This window comes from uncultured Rothia sp. (assembly GCF_916715725.1).
GTDB lineage: Bacteria > Actinomycetota > Actinomycetes > Actinomycetales > Micrococcaceae > Rothia.
Window position 1 is genome coordinate 55417 of the sequence record NZ_CAKAPD010000011.1, and the last position, 20134, is coordinate 75550.

At 60.7% G+C, this 20134-nt stretch carries 10 protein-coding genes; 6 read left to right on the forward strand and 4 right to left on the reverse strand.

All coding sequences use genetic code 11. The features are described from left to right. Positions 1–20 precede the first annotated feature (20 nt). The 3 genes from hemL to QZ822_RS07085 all read right to left on the reverse strand — a co-directional run bounded on the left by hemL (position 21) and on the right by QZ822_RS07085 (position 3802). Positions 21–1370 carry a glutamate-1-semialdehyde 2,1-aminomutase gene (hemL, locus tag QZ822_RS07075; protein WP_294643615.1) on the reverse strand — a complete coding sequence of 450 codons (1350 nt, stop codon included), beginning with the start codon at positions 1368–1370 and terminating at the stop codon, positions 21–23. A 209-nt stretch (positions 1371–1579) separates the two neighbouring features. Then, positions 1580–2947, reverse strand: a complete 1368-nt coding sequence (locus QZ822_RS07080; RefSeq protein WP_294630641.1) for a threonine/serine exporter ThrE family protein — start codon at positions 2945–2947, stop codon at positions 1580–1582. 159 nt (positions 2948–3106) lie between these two features. After that, a complete protein-coding gene (locus tag QZ822_RS07085; protein ID WP_012903182.1) occupies positions 3107–3802 on the reverse strand; it encodes a 3'-5' exonuclease in 696 nt (231 codons plus the stop codon). A 367-nt stretch (positions 3803–4169) separates the two neighbouring features. Between QZ822_RS07085 and QZ822_RS07090 the strand changes: the two genes are divergently transcribed. The 4 genes from QZ822_RS07090 to QZ822_RS07105 all read left to right on the forward strand — a co-directional run bounded on the left by QZ822_RS07090 (position 4170) and on the right by QZ822_RS07105 (position 15135). Further along, complete coding sequence (locus tag QZ822_RS07090) at positions 4170–5732, forward strand: AAA family ATPase (protein ID WP_294643617.1); 1563 nt, start codon at positions 4170–4172, stop codon at positions 5730–5732. Continuing rightward, entirely contained in the window at positions 5729–6403 is a 675-nt protein-coding gene (locus tag QZ822_RS07095; protein ID WP_294643618.1) for a hypothetical protein, read from the forward strand. The genes QZ822_RS07090 and QZ822_RS07095 overlap by 4 nt, the downstream gene beginning before the upstream one ends. Positions 6404–6464: 61 nt before the next feature. Beyond that, positions 6465–10307, forward strand: coding sequence for a UrvD/REP family ATP-dependent DNA helicase (locus QZ822_RS07100; RefSeq protein ID WP_294643620.1), 3843 nt, complete (start codon positions 6465–6467; stop codon positions 10305–10307). A 79-nt stretch (positions 10308–10386) separates the two neighbouring features. Then, positions 10387–15135 carry an ATP-dependent DNA helicase gene (locus QZ822_RS07105; RefSeq protein ID WP_294643622.1) on the forward strand — a complete coding sequence of 1583 codons (4749 nt, stop codon included), beginning with the start codon at positions 10387–10389 and terminating at the stop codon, positions 15133–15135. A 1026-nt stretch (positions 15136–16161) separates the two neighbouring features. Here the strand turns inward: QZ822_RS07105 and QZ822_RS07110 are convergent. Next, a complete protein-coding gene (locus tag QZ822_RS07110; protein WP_294643624.1) occupies positions 16162–17163 on the reverse strand; it encodes a phosphotransferase in 1002 nt (333 codons plus the stop codon). Between the two features lie 325 nt (positions 17164–17488). On the opposite strand from QZ822_RS07110, the gene QZ822_RS07115 reads away from it, so the two are divergent. Both QZ822_RS07115 and QZ822_RS07120 read left to right on the forward strand, forming a co-directional pair. Next, positions 17489–19423, forward strand: coding sequence for an ATP-dependent helicase (locus QZ822_RS07115; protein WP_294643626.1), 1935 nt, complete (start codon positions 17489–17491; stop codon positions 19421–19423). Further along, the gene (locus QZ822_RS07120; RefSeq protein WP_294643627.1) at positions 19407–20045 is read left to right on the forward strand and encodes a M48 family metallopeptidase; all 639 of its coding nucleotides are present in this window, start codon (positions 19407–19409) and stop codon (positions 20043–20045) included. The genes QZ822_RS07115 and QZ822_RS07120 overlap by 17 nt, the downstream gene beginning before the upstream one ends. Positions 20046–20134 lie beyond the last annotated feature (89 nt).

The window sequence follows — 20134 nt, forward strand, 5'->3', positions numbered from 1 at the left end:
TCCTTACGTCTCTCAAACCCCTACGCGGATGCGGCAGCAGCGGCGGCAGCCGGAAGAGCCGAGATGATACGGTCCATCGCCTCATCGTCGTGGGCGGCAGAAACGAACCACGCCTCGAATGCGCTCGGCGGCAGGTACACGCCGGATTCGAGCATGGAGTGGAAGAACGCGTTGTAGCGGCTGGTTGCCGATGCCTTGATGTCGGCGTAGTTGTGCACGCCCGCCTCGGAGGTACCAAACGCCACCGAGAAGAGGTTACCGGCGCTCTGGATGGAGTGGTCCACACCGGCGGCGTTGAACGCCTCGGTCAGAGCCTGCTGCAGCTGGGCGCTACGCGAATCCAGGTACGCGTAGACGGCGGCATCAGCCAGGGTCAGGGTCGTAATACCCGCCGCGACGGACAGCGGGTTACCGGAGAGGGTACCAGCCTGGTAGACGGGGCCGACCGGCGCCAGGTGCTCCATGACCTCACGCTTACCGGCCAGCGCCGCGATGGGCATACCGCCACCAATGACCTTACCGAACGTGAAAATATCGGGAACCCAGCCGCCATCCTCGGGAGCAGCGTAACCCCAGTAACCAGCCGAAGACACACGGAAACCGGTCAGCACCTCATCAAAAATGACGAGCGCACCGTTCGCGTGAGCAATCTCGTGCAGGCCACGGTTGAAACCGGGCTCGGGGGTCACCACACCCATGTTGCAGGGCGCCGCCTCAGTAATAATTGCGGCAATCTGACCCTCATGGTTCGCGAACGCCTCACGCACAGCGTCCAGGTCGTTATAGGGCAGAACGATGGTCTCCGCGGCGGTTGCGGCAGTCACGCCAGCAGAACCCGGCAGCGCCAGGGTAGCCACTCCCGAACCAGCCTCGGAAAGCAGCGCATCCACGTGACCGTGGTAGCAGCCCGCGAACTTAATAATCTTGTCGCGACCGGTCACACCACGCGCCAGACGAATCGCAGTCATGGTCGCCTCAGTACCGGTGGACACCATACGCACCTGATCAATCGCACCGGGAATCGCCGCGTTAATACGGTTGACCACCAGCTCAGCCAGCTCAGCCTCCGGCGCGCTCGCCGCACCAAAGGACAGGCCGCGCTCAGCCGCCTGCTGAACCGCCTCAACCACCTGCGGATGCGCGTGACCCAGAATCGACGGGCCCCACGAGCAGACCAGGTCAACGTACTCGTTGCCGTCCGCATCGTACAGGTACGCGCCCTTAGCCTTCGCCGCAAACGCAGGGGTGCCGCCCACAGAATTGAAAGCACGCACCGGGGAATTCACACCGCCGGGAATCACCGCGCGAGAACGCTCAAACAGCTTCTCGCTGGCTTCGTGGTGCAGCGGGTGGGTAGAGGAAGGAGTCATCGTATCGGTGCCTTTCAACAGAGACGGCGAACTAAAGAATTACAGGGGACGATGCGCACCAGGCAACGGAGCCTGCACGCTATGAGCGTCCCGTACCTAACCATCATAGGCGCTATAGATGAACCGCAGGTGACAAGCACCTGAACGTACCGAAAGGTGACGATAAAACACAACAGACAAGTTAGGTAACAGAAAGAAGAATAAGGCGGCTACCGCAGGTGCCGGTCGGTGTCCAGACGGTTCAACACCTGAGTGTCCTGATCAAACAGCCAGTTCTTATCAAAGAGCAGACGCACAAACGCCAAGCCCATACCCAGCGCCATGAAAATCAGTAGGGACTGCACAAAACCGGTCGCCGCCGAATACATGTCACCGCTCGCAAAATGCGACATGGAACGGTAGAACAGCACACCCGGAACCATCGTCACCACCGCCGGAACCGACAGGGAAATACGCGTGTACTTACGCTGATGCAGCGGCGCCACAATCTCAGCCAAAATACCCACACCAAACACGGCAATCGTCGCCGCCATATGCGCGGGCATACCCGCCTCCACCATGTGAATACGGGCGGGGTTCGCCACCGCAGCAATCACGCCACCCCACACGCACGCCACCGGGGAGGCGGCAAAAAGCATCGCGAAGCCAGCCGCCGCAACACCCGAAGAAAGCACCTGCAGAAGCAAATCCAGGGTCGGATCCAGAGTAAGAGGCGCCGGAGTAGCCAACGGCAAATGGAACAGCGAACCCAACAGCCACACCGCAAACGACGCACTAATCAGCAGCAAACCCACATACGTCAGACGCGAAATACCCGCCAAAAAGTCCATACGAGAAATGTCGAGCATGCCCGTCACCATGGGGAAACCCGGCACCAAGAACAGCACCGACGAAATAAAACCAATCATATGGTTCGGGCTAACCCAACCCGCCGCAACCAGCACATTAACAACCGCAATGTACAGGCCCGCCGCCAGGAAACCACACGCCATCCACGTCGCCATGTGGCTCACCCCGCGCTTGAGCAGAGTCGAACGCAAATACTGGCCGGCACCCGCCGCCAAGAACACGACCGAGCACTCTACCAGACCGCCACGGTTCAGAAACGCGAACCCGGCACACGCAACAGCCGACGCCAACGCCAGCATCCACGGGGTGTACAGCGGCTTCGCCGAATCTATACGGTCCAGCTCGGCGTTCGCCTCAGCCGGGGTAATCTTCTCGGGAAGCTCAGAAATGAACTTACCCAACTGATCCAGCTTATGAGCGTTAATGCCCATCGTGCGCTGCTCAGCCACCTCAGTACGGAAATTACCGTCCGTGTACGAAGACGTCGAAATCTCGGTGAAGGTCACCTGCGCGTGATGCTCCTTCAACCCCACAGCCTTCGCCAGGCGCGCCATCGACGCCTTAATACGGTAGGCGCTCGCACCCGACTTCATCAGGATGCGGCCCAGGCGGAGCACCACCTGAGACTGCGCCACCAAATGCTCATGCGCCAGGCGGGTAGACCCCAGATAGATACTGCGCGTATTAGTGTCAGGGTACGGCTCGGTAGTGCGGGGCTGATCATCCATGAGAGGCCTTCCGGGTCGTGCTATTCACGTGCTATTCGTTGCAGGTGCGGTCACCTTCTAGCATAGGGGAGAAGCCCCGGCGGGGATAGTGTCAGCCCGTCAGTAAAGGAGAGATATGGTGGGCGGTTGGGGAGCGGGAGGGGAGGAACGAGAGTGAGTTTAGCGGCGCACCGGCCAGCGGCCGTCAATGACCTCAGATTCCTTACCCGGCTGCGTACGCAACCACGCCTGGAAGCTTGCCGCCTGTTCCGCCGCCCACTGAATCTGCTGCTCGTGCAGCTGGCGCGCATCCACGTTGAGGACCTCGGGGAACTGTTCGGTCAGCTTCACCAACAGACGCTCCGCCGCAAGGGCGTCATCAGCGGAAGTGTGCGCGTTTTCCAGGGAGACACCGTACTCGGCGGCGAGAACCTCCAGGGTGCGCTTGCCGCGCTTACGCGGAATCACGTGCTTATGCAGAACGTACGGGTCGAGCACTACACCCGGCGGCAGTTCACCGTTGGCAATATTGTGGCGCAGCATCTCGTGGTGCAGCACCGAAAAATCGTAGGCTGCATTGAACGCAATAATCGGCACGCCGTCCAGGTTCAGCGCACCAATCGCGCCGGCAAGCTCCCACACCACTTCGCGGGCGGGACGGCCGTGCTCACGCGCGTACTCAGTTGTAATACCGTGCACGGCGGCGGCACCGGCAGGGATCTCAACGCCGGGGTCAGCCAGCCACTCGCCACGGCGCACCACGTTACCCTGAGGGTCCAGCAGGATCAGGGAAGCAGTCACGATGCGGGCGGTGGTGACGTCCACACCGGTGGTTTCAAGATCAAAAGTGGCGCGCAGGCCGTTCATCCAGGTCATGCTATAAGACTAACCCAGCGGGGCAACAGGCGCGCGTCTGGTGGTCACGCGGCTGTGGATAAGCAAGAAACGGTTCTTTCTTCTGCTATATAACCTGTTCGGAAGCAACGTGAACGTCTGTATGTAAGCTGTGGAAGATGGCCATCAATTAGCTCAGGTGACCCCTAGCTGGGCTATGGAATCTCTGTCTAGAGAAGCCGAAAAGATAAACTACCTGATGAGGTGATGAGAGAATTTGAAGGTATCATATATTTACTGAAGTTTTACACCCCCCCCCGGACAAGGAGGTTCCAAATTTATGGGATAAGATAATTTTTAGTTATTCTAAATAGTTCCATTGGGTTTTTATTTTATTCAGGAGGATATCGTGAAATATTGTATTCATAATATGGGGCCAGTCCGGTATGCTGAATACTCTCTCGAAACATTCAATATTATATGTGGCTTGAATAATACTGGTAAAACATATGTTACATATAGTTTGTTTGGATTTCTAAGTGGCTGGGAAGGGATTTTTGACCCTTTTGCATCTCATAGTGGATTTAATGTTAAATCAATTAATCTGAAAGATCTTTTGAAGACGAGAGAATCGAAGGTTGATTTGGGGGAGTATGTTAATCCATCTTCGGGAGATGTTTCTTTGTTGCAGGAATTTTTGGATGGGTTGTGTAATGTATACTCGCGAAGTTTAGATGCTATATTTGCTGCTGAAGGTGCTAAATTTACCGATAGTTATTTGCGAATCCATTTGGATGAATCGGATATTCAGAAAATATGTGAATCACAATGGGTTCTGGATGTAAATATTCCTGTCCCATCGGAAGATGGAGATGATTGGGAGAATGTGGCTATCTCCGCCGAGAAAAAAGAAGGTGAATTGTGTGTGTACTTCAAACTGAAAGACATGGCAAGTAATGGTCTTTTGGCTTTATCTACCTTCAGTTCTGAAAAAATTAGGAGAATTGATGATGGGATATCGTTTGCGCTTATAAGGCTTATCCTAAAATCTGTGTTTCCTCGGCCATATATATCAAGCGCTGAAAGGACAGGAATTGTCACGTTCCGAGAGGGATTGATGGTTGCTCGCCAGAATTTTGTTTCGTCAATAGTGTCTAAGATGAAAAATCGCGGTGATAGTAGAAATAGGGCTATGCGTGACTCCTTGTTTAGTGAGGAGATTTCTGTTGATCCGCAGTATGATTTTGAATATCCTTCTGCGATTCAGTCTAATATCGACTTTATGACGAGGATTAAAACCGTTATTAAGAAGGATAGCTACATTTATCAAAATCATAAAAATATCCTTGAATATTTCTTGAATATTAGTGAAGGCGAATATCGATATTCAAGTTCATCTATTGGTTACTTTTTATCAAAGGGAGGAGTTAAATCAAAAAAGCGAAATAGTCGCTTTAGTCTTGACGAAGTTTCTAGCTCGGTTAGGGCTTTGGTTGATTTGTGGTTCTATCTCCGTTATTATGCCCGCAAGGGAGATTTGTTGATAATTGATGAGCCTGAATTGAATCTACATCCCCGGAATCAACGTCTGATGGCCCGTCTTTTGGCAATGATTTCCCGAGCAGGAATTAATATTCTTATTACAACTCATAGTGAGTATATTATTCGAGAATTGAATTATCTAATTCGCATGAAGTCTGTATGGGAAGAGGCGAATGCTAATAATCCAGATATTATTTCAGAGTATGATGAATCTATGTTGATAAAATACGATGAAATGAATGTTTATGTGACAGGGCCTGCTAGCATTTTTGTCCCCAAAGAACCTGCGCCTAAAAGGTTAAGAAGGCAAAAAGTGAATACCCTCTCCAGGGTTGAAGTTAGTGAATATGGAATAAAGATGGACTCCTTTAATAGCGTAATAGATGATATGAATAGGTTGGAAGATTATATCTATTGGGGGGTTGGATGATTAAACTTTTTGAAAATCTTTTTAATGGTAAAGTAGTTAATTTTCTAACCGACCCACGAGATGGTTTTGTGGTGGGTGAGCCGGAGAACGGAAATCATTCTGGCTATACTCTTCGTATTATTGGGATTCCTAAAGGGGCATATTTGATTGACATAGATAATAATTTTAATGTTACTTCCATTTTCGGTAGTTGTCACTCCCAAGCGAAACGCCCCGACTATATGATTGTTGATCCATCTAATTCTGTCGTTTGCGTTATTGAACTGAAAGGGGGGAAACGCAAGAGGCGTGATATTGTAAGTCAGTTGAAGGGGGGAGAAGCATTTTTAAAGTACTGTGATACTGTAATTAAGGTTTTCTCGTCAAACGGAAATAGAAAGTCTTGCCCATGCCCTTGCGAATGGTGCCAGAATAGTACTGAACATAGTGAATATAAAGTTCGATATGTGAATATTACCGGTTTGTCGGATGATGCTAAACCAAGTAAAGAAAAATATAGAGCAGCAGGTTCTCCAAAGCGAAGGATATCCCCTCCTGCAGTCAACTCTAAAGTTGAAAACACTCCAGATAGATTTGCGAAACTTGGATTGGAACATATGTTTTTTGATGATGCTGGAGAAAAACAAATTTATTGGAATAAAATTTTATATACTGAAAGCGTAGAGGAATAAAAAGGTTGGGAAAAGAGCGGGCGGCGGGGCGGACCCGCCGCCCACCCGATAGACTGAAACCATGACAACCCAACTTCTCACCGGCATCCCCGGAACCGGTAAAACCCACCACCTCACCGAACGCGCCCTACGCTACCTCGCCGACGGCAACGACCCCGCCCGCCTGCTCATCCTCGCACCCACCCGCACCGCCGCGACCCGCATGCGAGACACCATCGCCGCCTCCAGCGACCGAAGCCTCTCCGTAGCACCCACCCGCGCCTGGGCAGCATACGCCTTCGACCTGCTCAAACGAGCCCAAACCCGGGGTCTACTCAGCGGCGTAGAAGGCAATCTCAAACTCCTCTCCGGCCCCGAACAAGACGTCATCATCGGCGAACTACTCGCCAACCATGCCGCAGGCATCGCACCCGGACCCGCCTGGCCCGACGTACTCCGCGACGCCCTCGCAACCCGCGGATTCCGCCACGAAATCCGCGACTTCTTCGACCGCATGGCAGAATACGACCTCACCGCCGAAGACGTACACGCCCTCGCCACCGAACACAACCAGCCCGCCTGGCACGCCCTCGCCCAACTGCACACCGAATACCGTGCCGTGCGAGCCCTCCGCGCCAAAAACGCCTACGACCCGGCAGTACTCATCAACGACGCCTGCCGGCTACTGCTGCGCGCCCCCGATTTCCTCGCCGAAGAACGCCGCCGCTACGACCTGATCCTCATCGACGACGTGCAGGAACTCAGCCCCTCCATCTACCGGCTGCTGCGGCTCATCGCCGCAGAAGTCGCCCCCGCAGACGCCGCGCACCTGACCGAAACCCACCCTGACCTCTTCGCTGAAGGCCCTCGGGTTGTCATGACCTACAGCGACGAAGCCGTGGTCCAGGGCTTCCGTGGCGCCCGCCCCGACCTCGTCGCCACCCTGCAGACGAGCTTCCCGAGCATGCGCACCCGCACGCTCACCACCTCATACCGCCTGCCCGCACTCATGATGCCGCTCGTGGCGGATATTCGCCGCCGCCTGCCGCGCTACACCCGGTTCGTGCCGCTCACCCCCGAACAGGAAGGGGGCACGCAGGAGGGGGTAAAGAACGGTACGCCCGCAACCTTCGGGCGCATCAACACCACCCCCGCCGACGAAGCCCTCACCTGGGGCGCAGCCGACGAACCGCTGCTGCACCTGGGCGCCGACGGCAAAATCCTCGACCCCGCGCACTACCGCACCGCACCCGCCGGTGTGTATAAGTATGCGCTCTCCAGCTCTCAGGACGAGGCGAACCTCATCGCCCAAATGCTCCTCGAAGAACGCATCTACGGCAACCACCCCTACCGCGAGTCCGCCATCATCGTGCGCAATAGCGCGGATGTGGCGCGCATCCGCCGCGTGCTCTCCTCAAACGGTATTCCCTCGCGTACCTCCGCGGCGCTCGTGCCGGTGCGCGACGAGCCCGCCGTACGCCCCTTCCTCGATGCGCTCAGCCTGCTCGTCTACGCCCGCAAGCGCGGCGAGAAGGCGCTCAACCCCGCCGTGCACATGCCCGCCGCAGAAGGTGCGGAGGCGGCAGAGCGCGGCGGTTTTGAGACCCTCAGCGCAACCGAAGCTGAAGAGCTCATGCGCCGAAGCCTCGACGACGTCATCGCCGAAGAAAGCCGCGCCAACCCCCTCGGCGGAGCGCAGAGCGCCATCACCCTGCTCACCTCCCGGCTCGGCGGCGCATCCAGCATGGACGTGCGACGACTCCGCCAGCAGCTGCGATCCATCGAACTGCAAAGCGGCGGCCACCGACCCAGCGACGACCTGCTCCTCGGCGCCCTGCTACACCCCGAAACCCTCCCCGAAGAGGGCGTAGGACGCGCCGTGCACCGCATCGCAGCCGTGCTCTCCGCCGGACGTAAAGCACTCGCGCGCCCCGAATCCACCAGCACCGAAGTGCTCTGGGCGCTCTGGGAAGCTAGCGGCCTCGAAAAGACCTGGGTCACCCAGTCGCGCGGCGCAGGCCCCGATGCCGATGCCGCTCACCGAAACCTCGACGCCATGATCGGTCTGTTCGAAGCCGCCGACCGCTTCGACGAGCAGATGCGCGGCGCCGGTGCCGAGCAGTTCCTCGACTTCATCGACGCGCAGGACCTACCCATGGACACCCTCGCCGCCCGCGGCGTACGCCAAGACGCGGTCGAGATCCTTACGCCCGCACTCGCCGCCGGTCAGTCCTGGCGCACCGTATATGTATGCGGTCTGCAGGAAGGCACCTGGCCCAACACCACCGTGCGCGGCTCCCTGCTGAGCACCGGCGACCTTGTGGACCTGTGCGATGCGCGCCTCCGCCAGCGCGCCCAGCAGGCAGAACAGCAGGCGGGGGAGGGCAAGCAGCCTGTGCCGCCCGCCCGCATCCGCAGCTACCCCGAACGCGTGCGCGACACCCGCCACGACGAGCTGCGCATGTTCGCCGTCGCCGCCACCCGCGCCAGCACCCGCCTCGTGCTCACCGCCGTACGCAACGACGATCAGGCACCCGGCGAGTTCTTCGACTTCGTGCTGCCCACCGACGCGGTTGGCGACTCCACGGAGGTGCCCATCACCCGTGTGCGCCGCCCCGCCACCCTGCGTTCCCTGGTGGCGGAGCTTCGCCGCACCCTCGTTGAGGAATCGCTGAACGCCATGCGTGCCGAAGACGCTCAGCACGGCGCGCAGGTGCACAACGCACCGGAGGAAGATGCGCTCAGCCCGGAGGCTTCCGCGTACCGACTCGATGCCGCCTCCCGCACTCTGGCGCGCCTGGCGAATGCACAGGCACCCGGCGCCGCTCCCGACGAGTGGTGGGGTCTTCTGCCGCTTTCTAGTACGGAGCTGCTCTTTGCCCACAGCCCGGCAGACCACGCTGAGCTGGACGAAAACCACGGTGAAGACGGCGAAAGCTACGGTGAAGAGTCTGCCGAAAACCCCGGTCGCCGCACCATTGCGCTCTCGCCCTCGCGTCTAGAAACCATTCACAGCTCCCCGCTGGACTGGCTGGTTTCCGCCGCCCGCGCAGAAGCTCAGACCGACCTGTCCCGCTCCCTCGGCACGCTCATCCACGCCATCGCCGAAGAGTACCCGACCGGCACCCTCGAAGAGCTCCAAACCGCCCTCGACGAGCGCATTAGCTCCCTCGGCGTGCCCGCCCGCAAGGAGGACGAGACCGACGAAGAGTACCGCGAGCGCGTGCCCTGGGAATCCTACGCCCTCTACGAGCGCGCCAAGCGCATGATTCTGCGCCTGAGCTACTACTACCGTCAGCACATGGGCGACGCCGGCTGGCAGAACCTCGGCGTTGAAGGCTCCTTCGCGGTGCGTGTGCCCGTGCCCTTCGACCCCGCCGGTGAGGTCGGCGAGCTGGATGCGCTGCTCACCGGTCGTGTGGACCGCCTCGAGGGTACCGCCCCGGCGGAGGACGGCACCCGCCGCTACGCCATTGTTGACCTGAAAACCGGCAAATCCAAGCCGTCCGGGTTGGAGATGGAGACGCATCCGCAGCTTGCCGCCTACCAGATTGCGGTGGAGGCTGGCGCGGGCGAGCAGCTGGAGGAGCGTTACCGCGCCGAAGCCGCCGCCCTGGAGGCGGGCGAACCGCTACCGGATGCCCGCCCCCAGGAACTGGAGTACACCGGCTATACGGGTCGTTCCGGAGGCGCGGCGCTCGTGCAGCTGGGCGCCTCGGGCGTGAACGATGAGAGCAAGACTCGCCTGCAGGTTCAGCCCGCCCTGACGGAGCACGATTCGTGGGCGGCTGAGCTGGTGCAGCACGCCGCGGAGCTGATTGCTGGCTCGCAGGTGCAGGCTCGTCACCGTGAGGGCGGCTACGGGTGCCGTCTGCCGGAGATTTGCCCGATTTGTACGCGCGGCCGCCAGGTGACGCAGCCCTAGTAGTCGCCTACCCTACGTTTACTTTCGATATCACTCACCCCGAACCTCCCATGAGAATGATCCATGAGGAAGAGGAATCATGACTGACTCTGGCGCATACGGCGCTACTCACCCCGGTTCTGGCGCCGGCATGCTCACCCCCGCCCAGTGGTGCGAGCACAATAGCTGGCAGCTGCCCAACGGCACGCTCTTCTCGGCAGAAGCCGCCGCGAATGACCCCGCGCTGAAGCCTGCCGACTACCGCAGTGCTCTTGACATTGCCGAGATGCTCAACGGCGCTGATGGTAAGAAGCCGACCCCCGAGCAGGTCCGCATGATTGAGGCGGGCCCCGCCCCGACCCTCGTCATTGCCGGTGCCGGTTCGGGTAAGACCGCGACCATGGTTGACCGCGTGATTTGGCTGGTCGACAACGGTTTTGTGCGCCCTGAAGAGGTGCTCGGCGTGACCTTCACCCGCAAGGCGGCAACCGAGTTGCGCAGCCGTATGCGTGCCGGTCTGAACACTCTGCGCCGTAGCCGCCGCGTCGCCCCGACCGATGAGGAGCTGCGCGAGGGCATCGCTGACCCGACCGTGCTCACCTACCACTCCTACGCGAATAACCTCGTCAAGGAGTACGGTCTGCGCCTGGGCGTGGAGCAGGACGCACAGATGCTTGGCGATGCGCAGAAGTGGCAGCTTGCCGCGCAGATTGTGCAGTACTGGGAGGGGGAGCTTCCCCTCGATAAGGACGGCGTGCCGGTGTCTGCGGCGACCATGATTAACCAGATGCTGCACCTTTCGGACGAGTGCGCGGAGCACCTGGTGGAGCCGCAGGAGGTCATTGACTTCTGCACCGAGCAGCTGGCGGCGTATGCGGCGGTGCCCGATCCGCGCCGTGAGACGAAGACCGAGAGGGACATTCTGAAGGTTCAGCGTCTGCTGCGGAACCGTCGAGTGTACGCGCGTATGGCGATGAGCTACGCCCGCGTGAAGGCGCGCATGCAGGTGCTGGATTTCGGTGACCTGATGCGTTTTGCCGCCCGCATTGCGGAGGCTGACCCGGCGATCCGTGAGGGTGAGCGTGCCCGCTTCAAGGTGGTTCTGCTGGACGAGTTCCAGGACACTTCACACGCGCAGATGCGCTTGTTCTCCTCGATTTACGGTGCCGATGAGGAGGCGGGTATCCCGGCGCATCCGGTGATGGCTGTGGGCGACCCGAAGCAGTCGATTTACGGTTTCCGTGGCGCTTCGGACGGTCAGATGTTCAGCTTCTACCGTCATTTCCCGACCGAGCATGTGCAACCGCTGTTCCTGTCCATCGCGTGGCGTAACGACATTTCGGTGCTGAATGCGGCAAACCACGTGGCGGAGAAGCTGAAGGAGGTTCCCGAGTGGGTGCGTGCCGCCGACGGCGATATTACCGCCGCTCAGGTTCCCGACCTGCGCCCGCGTTGCGCCCTGGTGGGGGAGCCCGGTTCGCCCGCTTTTGAGCAGGCTGCCGCGGGCATGGTGGGGCGTGTTGATTTGACGTACCACGACTCTGACCGCGAGGAGGCTGTGGCTATCGCCGAGCGTATTGCGGCGATGCGTGCGCAGGCGGTGTGCGAGTATGAGCGCGCCTACGCGGCGCATCGTTCCGGTGATGGTTCGGTGCGTCCGCGCCTGAAGATGCCCGAGATTGCGGTGTTGGCGCGTGTGCACGGTCAGCTGGACCCGATTCGTGTGGAGTGCGAGCGTCTGGGCATTCCGGTGCAGCAGGTGGGTTTGGGCGGTTTGCTCTCCCAGCCGGAGGTTGTGGATTTGGTGTCGGCGTTGCGTGTGCTGGCTGATCCGAACCGTTCGGATGCCCTGGCGCGCCTGCTGACGGGTGCGCGTTGGCGCCTGGGTGCGGCGGATATGTTGGCGCTGGGCGATTGGGCGCAGTCGCTGGTGCGTGAGCGTGAGCGTGCCCTGCGTGAGCAGATGGCGTTGCGTATGCTCGCCGAGGCTGAAGACGCCGACGACGCAGCCGCTATTAACCTGCAGGCGGAGCACCTGCGTGCCGCCCAGGAACGCCTGGACGAAACCCTCAAGGGCGCGGTGGAGGACTCCTCCGGCTACGCCTCCCTGATCGAGGCGGTGGAGAACCTGCCGCAGGACGGCGCGGACGGCGAACCCCTCTACGGTGAGCAGTACCGCGGCCGCCGTTTCTCCCCGGCGGCGCTGGAGCGTCTGCGTGCTTTTGCCGAGCAGATGCGCGTGCTGCGTGCCGGTTTGAGCGATGATTTGGGCACGCTACTGTACGAGATTGAGCGGACCATGCTGCTGGATATTGAGCTGGCGGTCCGCCCGGGTACCGACCCGCTGGGTTCGCGCGCGAACCTGGACGCTTTCCACGAGGTGGCCGCCGCCTACGGCATGTCGGCGCCGCGTATTAACGCGATGATTTACGCCGGTTCTGACGGCGTGAGCGCGGAGGAGGGCGACCCGGGTGCGCGCCGCTTCCTGCTGTCTTCGGGCGGCGTGAGCTACGTGATGGGCTTTTTGGCGTGGCTTGAGCGTGCCGATGATGAGGAGAAGGGCCTGGCGCTGGGCGCTGTGGAGCCTGACCCGAACGCGGTGCAGCTGATGACCATGCACGCCGCGAAGGGCCTTGAATGGGATCATGTGCTTCTGCCGGGTCTGTGCGGTAGTGCGACCGGCGGGCAGACCCCGAACCTGTGGCAGATGTCGGCTAATGCGGCTCTGCCCTGGCCGCTGCGTGGCGACCGCGAGTACCTTCCCTCGATCCTTGAGACCCCGGAGGAGATTACCGCCTTCGAGAAGGCGAAGGACCTGGAAGACTACCTGGCCGAGCATAAGGATGATGCCGCCGAGCATGCCGGCATGGAGGACCGCCGCCTCATGTATGTGGCGATGACCCGTGCCCGTAACCTGCTGGCGTTGAGCGCCTACCGCTGGAAGAGCGCCGCTATGCTCCCCCTGCCGGTGCAGCCCTTCTGGGAGGAGCTGATGGAGATGCTTTTCAAGTCGCTCTTTGACATGGGCACCCCCACGGTAGATGCGCCCTCTGTGCGTTTCGAAGAGACGATGGATACCCCCTGGGCGGCGCCGCAGCTGGTGGGTATGGGCCTGTCGTACACGATGCCGAACCCCGCCGATAAGCGCAAGAAGGTGCACCTGAACCATGTGCGTCGCTGGGCTGAGCAGCTGGCGGAGTCGAAGTACCGCCTGGTTGAGCCGGTGACCCTGGTGCACGGTACGGTCGTGGATCCCTCGACCCTGCCGCCTGCCCCCGATGAGGAGGCACTGCTGGAAGAGCTGGAACTCTATCCCGTAGACGCTGACGAGCTCACTCCCGTACAGGCGGAGGCGCGCGCGAACGCCCAGGCAACCTACGTCGAGCAGGTGCAACGCTACGCGTGGGCGCTGGTTGAGGTCATGGCTCCCGCGCTCGCGCAGGATTGGCAGCTGGCGGCTCCTTCCGTACGAGCACGCACGGTGGCGGAGAACTGTACCCGCCTGAACCTGCCGGTGCCCGAATGGATTATCGAAGCCACCGAGCGGGAGAAATGGCGTGAGGCGCAACCGCCTCAGCCCGGTTTCTCGCCGACGGTGGCGGCGGCGCTGCCGATTGAGGTGCGCGGCCAGTTCGCCCAGAAGAATTACGAGGACAGGAACCCGAACCTGGGTGCGGTGCTGACCGCCATGTGGCCTTTTGACCCGCTGGAGCGCCCCGTGATTTGGCGTTGGGCTTCTGACGATGCCCTCAACCGGGGCACGGAGGCGGTGCTTCGCCGCGGCCAGCATGAGCAGCTGGAACGTGAGATTGCAATTAACTCCTCGAGCCGTCGCGAGGCGGTGGAGCGTGCCGCCCTGGCGGTGGAGCTCGCCGTCGGCGCGGGGGAGGATAACCTGCACCAGAGCGGGGCTGTAGCGGGGGAGAGCGCAAACCACCCTGCACCCGCCGCACCTGCTGCACACGGCGAGTCCGCCATTCCCGAATCCCTGCGCCAGCAGGCGGTGGACTGGGAACGCGAAGCCGACCTGCTACTGCTCATGATGGGGCAGACCGACCCGGTGCTGAGCGATCAGCTGCCGGGGCACCTGTCCGCGTCCACGTTCATTCGCCTGAGCGAGGACCCGCAGGGCACGGTGCATCAGCTGATGCGCCCGGTGCCGCAGCGTCCCTCGCGCGCGGCAACGATTGGTACGGCGGTGCACGCGCTAATTGAGGAGCACTTCGGCGTGGCGCCGACCGCCGACCCGCTGGAGGCACCCGAAGCGGAGGACACGGTAGGTGATGACCTGCCGGGCTCCGCCGCCTCAGGTTCTACCACCTCCGCCGCGCCCGCAGACCCCGCTGACCTGCAGGAACAGGTGCTGGGGGAGGGCTCCGAGGAGCTCACCTTCGAGGACGCCTACGAGGAATCCGAGAGCGAGCTGGACGCCTCCGTTCAGCGCCTCTGGGAACGCTTTGCCAACAGCGAGTGGGGTAGCGACGAGTGGAAGGAACGCATCTGGGCGGTTGAGTACCCGGTCGAAACCCACGTTGAGGGCGTAAGCCTGCGCGGCCGTATCGACGCGGTGTTCCGCACCGAAGACGAGGATGGCGAACGCTGGGTTCTGGTGGACTGGAAGAGTGGTTCCCGCCCGAAGGCAGCCTCGATGCAGTCTCGACGCTTCCAGCTTGGCCTGTACCGTATTGCGTTCTCCCGCATCATGGGCGTGGACCCGGAGCGTATCAGCACCGTGTTCGTGTATCTGGGCGGCAAGGGCGTTGCGGAGGTGTGGGATCACCAGATTCGCGGTGGTCTGCCCACGGAGGCGCAGCTGGCGAAGGTGATTCGTGAGGCGCGTAAGGGCTAGACAGCCGGGCTAACCGGTAGAGCTAGACAGCCTGTGCTCGCGCGTTAGCTTGAGCCAATAACCGCATACAGGAAAGCAGCTCACGGAGGCATTGCGCCTCGTGAGCTGCTTTTCTGTGCGGACTTTTGCTAGCTGGTTTTTAACGGCAGAGGACGCCTCGTTACCCCACTGCATTAGGGTAAGAGGCGTCCTCAGCCGCTGAAGAGCTATAGAGGTACTTCGTGCCCTCGCACGCTCCGGGAAAGAATCGCGCCGAACGACTGCCGCTCTCGCGGCCTCACTCGCGCCGCCGGCGCCCCGTGGGGTTTGCGTGCGTCTTTACTCTCAAACACAACCTCGAAAGTAACTCTATAGATTTCTGCCATCGGTGATTGGTTGCGCGGTGCATGAATCCGGCTCGGGTCTGACATGACCGGTCAGAGTCCCGTCCAATCTGTCTCCCCAATTTATCGCTGCCACGATATCAGCGCTGGTCAGTGCGCTATGGGGAGTGTGTCCGCTGGTTTTCTCGCGGCACAGCAAAAGTATTCCAGGAGTTTTTGAAAAAATCTACAGGCAAAGTTTTTACCCTAAAATGCACTATTTTGAGCATAGTTCAAGGTGAAGTTGAGGCTCTGTGGACTCTCAAAACCAAAAGTTGGTTTTTGTGGGTTTGCAGTGTATTTGCACCCGGTAAATATTGTGAATGACACCTTTAGCGCACCTTCAACTCTCAGCCTTAATCTGAGTCATTCATGCACAAAAATGCAAAACCAGTGCTCAAAAGGTGAGGGGAAACACTTAAAGAAATTTTGATAAAAAGCCGTCAAAAGCTGCTCCACTTGCCCTTATAGGTATCATTCCGCCGGTTTGACAGACACTCTGTAGAGCTGATTTCACCGGGCGCCACGCATGCTTTAACTCCTACAGATACTCACCCGGATACAGCTCAGCCCCGCAGTGCAGTACTGCGGGGCTGAACTGAAAAACCTATGCGGCAGGTGACGCCCTGGCTGGCAACAACCTGGCAGCTACCTACCCTAACGCCTACTCGGCGGGACCGACCAGCGGGCCGACCTCCTCCTGGCCGAGCAGTTCGCCGGAGGCACGCAGATCGTCCTGAATGTCCAACAGCATGGACACGGCGTGGGTCGCGCCGTCGCGGTCGCCGACCTCCACGGTGTGGGTGAGCCACTGGGCAATCGCGAACTCAGCGTAGAAGTTCGCACGCTGTGCCAGGTAAGCGTCGGGCAGCTGAGGCATCTGCTGACGGTACACCTCAATCGCCTCATCGGTGAAGTCAATGTCCTGGCAGGAGTACAGCCAGGCGAAGTCCTGCGCGGGGTCGCCCACGTGCACCTCGGACCAGCCGGTGACCTCCACGATACGCGCCTCCGTAGGAGTCACGTGCAGCACGAGGTTCTCTGCGCCCATGTCGCCGTGGACCACGCGCGGGCGGAACTGCCACATGGGGCCGGGGGAGAGCACGGCACGCCAGTGAGCGAGCAGGTCGGCGGGCACCTTGCCGGTTGCGGCGGCACGCTCCAGCTCGGCGTTCTTACGCAGGCGAATCTGCTCCGAGGAATAGGAGGGCAGGTCAGCCTCGTAAATAATGTCTTCGGGCATCACGTGCAGGGTCGCGATGTCCTTGGCGATGATGGACGCCAGGGAGGGGCGGTTCGCCGCAACTTCGCGGCGGCTCAGCTCGGCGAGCTGGTCTACGTCGTAGATGGTGCCGGGGATGTGGGTGTACACGAACACGTTGCCGCCCGCGTACGGTACGGTGCCGGCGACGGTGGGTACGGCGAAGGGCAGTCGGGCGCGCAGGCCGGGGCTGAATGACTGCAGGATGAGGTGTTCAGCTTCCAGGCGCATGCTGGCGTCGGGGCGGCGCGGGGCGCAGACTCGCCAGCGGCGACCGGTGGAGTCGGCGATGATTGCCGAGTCGAAGTCGTCGCTGTCTTCGCGGACCGGTTCGGTGCCGACGGGGTAGATCCCGGGCACTCCGGCGGAGACAATGGCTGCTAGCTGAAGGGGAGATAAAGTCACGGGTTAAGGTTACCAAACCAATGTGTGCCGTTTAGTAGTTTTTAGGATCTTTATGCCAAGTGGTGAAGATACTTGTGGACAAGCCCAAACGCTTCCGCCTGCGCTGCCTGTTGAGCTTCTACTTGCCCACTCCAAAAGAGGGGGGCCTCACGCCCTGAACGAAAGCAACAGCTAAGAAGCCGCGGCGGGCCTAGAGAACACAGTCTGGGAGAATACAATGGAAGACCGGCTATCACCGCCTCGCGCACCCGCATACACGCATGTCCGTATGCCCGCGCGAGCGCATGCCGCCAGCCCGTACCGCCCGCCTTACTGATGGAGCATTATGACCGCCACACCTCAGCAGCCTCAGCATATGATCTCCGCAGACGATATCCTTGCCGGGCTTGACCCGGATCAGCGTGCGGTCGCCACCGAGCTGGACGGCCCCATGCGCGTGCTGGCGGGTGCCGGTACCGGTAAGACCCGCGCGATTACGCACCGCATCGCCTACGGTATTGCGATTGGTCGTTACCAGGGCCCGCGCGTACTCGCCCTGACCTTCACCCTGCGCGCGGCGGAGGAGATGCGTACCCGCCTGCACCAGCTGGGTGCGCACGGCGTGCAGGCACGTACCTTCCACTCGGCGGCGCTGCGTCAGCTGGCGTATTTCTGGCCGCAGGTGGTGGGCGGTACGTTCCCGTCCATCGTGCAGAATAAGGCAGCGCTCATTACGGAGGCGGCGAACCGTCTGCGCATCAGCACGGACCGTTCCCTGCTGCGTGATTTGGCATCGCTGATTGAGTGGGCGAAAGTTCAGCTGCTCACCCCGGACACCATCATGCAGCGCCTGACCGAGAAGCAGCTGCCCTCGGCGATTACCCCGCAGAATATGCAGCGTATTTTCCAGGCGTATGAGGATTTGAAGGACGAGCGTAACCTCATCGACTTTGAGGACGTACTGCTGCTGACCATCGCCATGCTGGAGGAGGACGAGAAGCTCGCCGCGACCGTCCGCAACCAGTACCGCCATTTTGTGGTGGACGAGTACCAGGACGTGTCCCCGCTGCAGCAGCGTCTGCTGGATGTGTGGCTGGGCGGCCGCGACGATATTTGCGTGGTGGGTGACGCCTCCCAGACGATTTACTCTTTTACCGGCGCGACCAGCCGTTACCTGCTGGATTTTGCGCGCCGGTACCGTGGCGCGCACACGGTGAAGCTGACCCGCGACTACCGTTCCCATTCGCAGGTGGTGGAGTTGGCGAACCGTCTGTTGGCGGCGCGTCGTCCCCATCCGGATTCGAGCCCGCATTCGTGGGCGCCGCCGCTGGAGCTGATGTCTCAGCGTGGCCCCGGCGTGGATGTGGAGTGGTTCGGCTACGCGGATGATGAGCAGGAGGCTACCGGCATTGCCGAGGACATCCGCGACCTGATTGAGAAGGACGGCGTGCCGCCTTCGGAGATTGCGGTGCTGTTCCGCACGAACGCTCAGTCGGCGGCGATTGAGTCTGCGCTGGCTTCCGCCCACATTCCGTACCAGCTGCGCGGCGCGGAGCGTTTCTTTGAGCGCCCCGAGGTCAAGCAGGCGATGCTTGCCCTGCGCGGTTCGGCGAAGTCCACGGACGGTACCGAGGACGTCACCCGCTACACCCGCGATGTGCTCGGCGGCCTCGGCTATAAGGAGGAGGGCCCCCTTTCGGGAGGCGCCACCCGCCAGAAGTGGGAGTCCCTCGCCGCCCTGGTGCACATGGTGGACATGATGGCGCAGAACCGCCAAGAGCAGCTTCGGGAGCACCGCGCGAACCCGCGTCCGGGCGTGCCCGAGCCGCTCCCTTTGACCATGCACGAGGTCGTGGCGACCCTGAACCACCGTAGCGAATTCAACGACGCACCGCAGGTCAACGGCGTAACCCTCGCTTCCCTGCACGCGGCTAAGGGTCTGGAGTGGGACGCCGTGTTCCTGTGCGGCCTGAACGAGGGCCTCATGCCCATTACTTTTGCAACCACCCCGGACGAGGTGGATGAGGAGCGTCGCCTGCTGTACGTGGGCATTACGCGCGCCCGCAAGTACCTGTGGCTGACCTGGACGATGACCCGCACCGTGGGCGGTCGCGGTCAGCGTAAGCGTTCGCGTTTCCTGGACGATATTGATCCGGCGAAGCGCCGCCGCAGGGCTGAGAGCGCCGGCTCCTCGTATAGCCAGGCACATTCGACTCAGCCCCGTGCCACGCAGCCCCGCCGTTCGTCGAAGGGAAGAGGAGACTATGGCTCAGCGTTTTAAACGTGAAATTCTGCCCGCCACTAAGGACCGCCCGCAGATTGAGCTGGTCCGCTCGGCGCGCCGCACCCGCACCATCAGCATGCAGCGCGATGGCGTGGACGAGCACGGCAACCCCGCCTACCGCCTGCTCATTCCCGCCGCGAGTACGAGCGAAGAGATTGACGAGCATATTGCCCGCCTGCTGCCGCGCATTCAGCGTCGTGCCGCCCGCCGTGAGCGTGCCACGCAGCTGACGGTCACGGACGAGTACCTGCGCTCCCGCGCCCTGCACCTGGCGCAGAAGAACCTGCCGGAGCTGGTCGCCTCGGGCAGACTCGAGAAGCTGTCGATTCGCTGGGTGAGTAACCAGCGTCAGCGCTGGGGCTCGGCAACCTACGCGAACACGCAGATCCGCATCTCCTCGGAGCTGCAGGGCGTGCCCGAGTACGTGCTGGATTCGGTGATTCACCACGAGCTCTGTCATCTGTTGCAGCCGAATCATTCGGCGGCGTTCCGTGCTCTGGAGGCGCGTTACCCGCAGCTGCTGCGGGCGCAGGCCTACCTGGAGGGGTACGCGCTGGGGCGCTCGCGTGCTGAGGACCAACGTGCCGAGGGCGAGCGCAGCGAAAACAGCGCGGACTAAAATCCCGCCAGCTAAAATCCAGCCGACTAAAGCGCTTCCCGAAAATCAAAGAAGCAAAAACCAAACGAAACATTCGAGCGGGGGGTGGC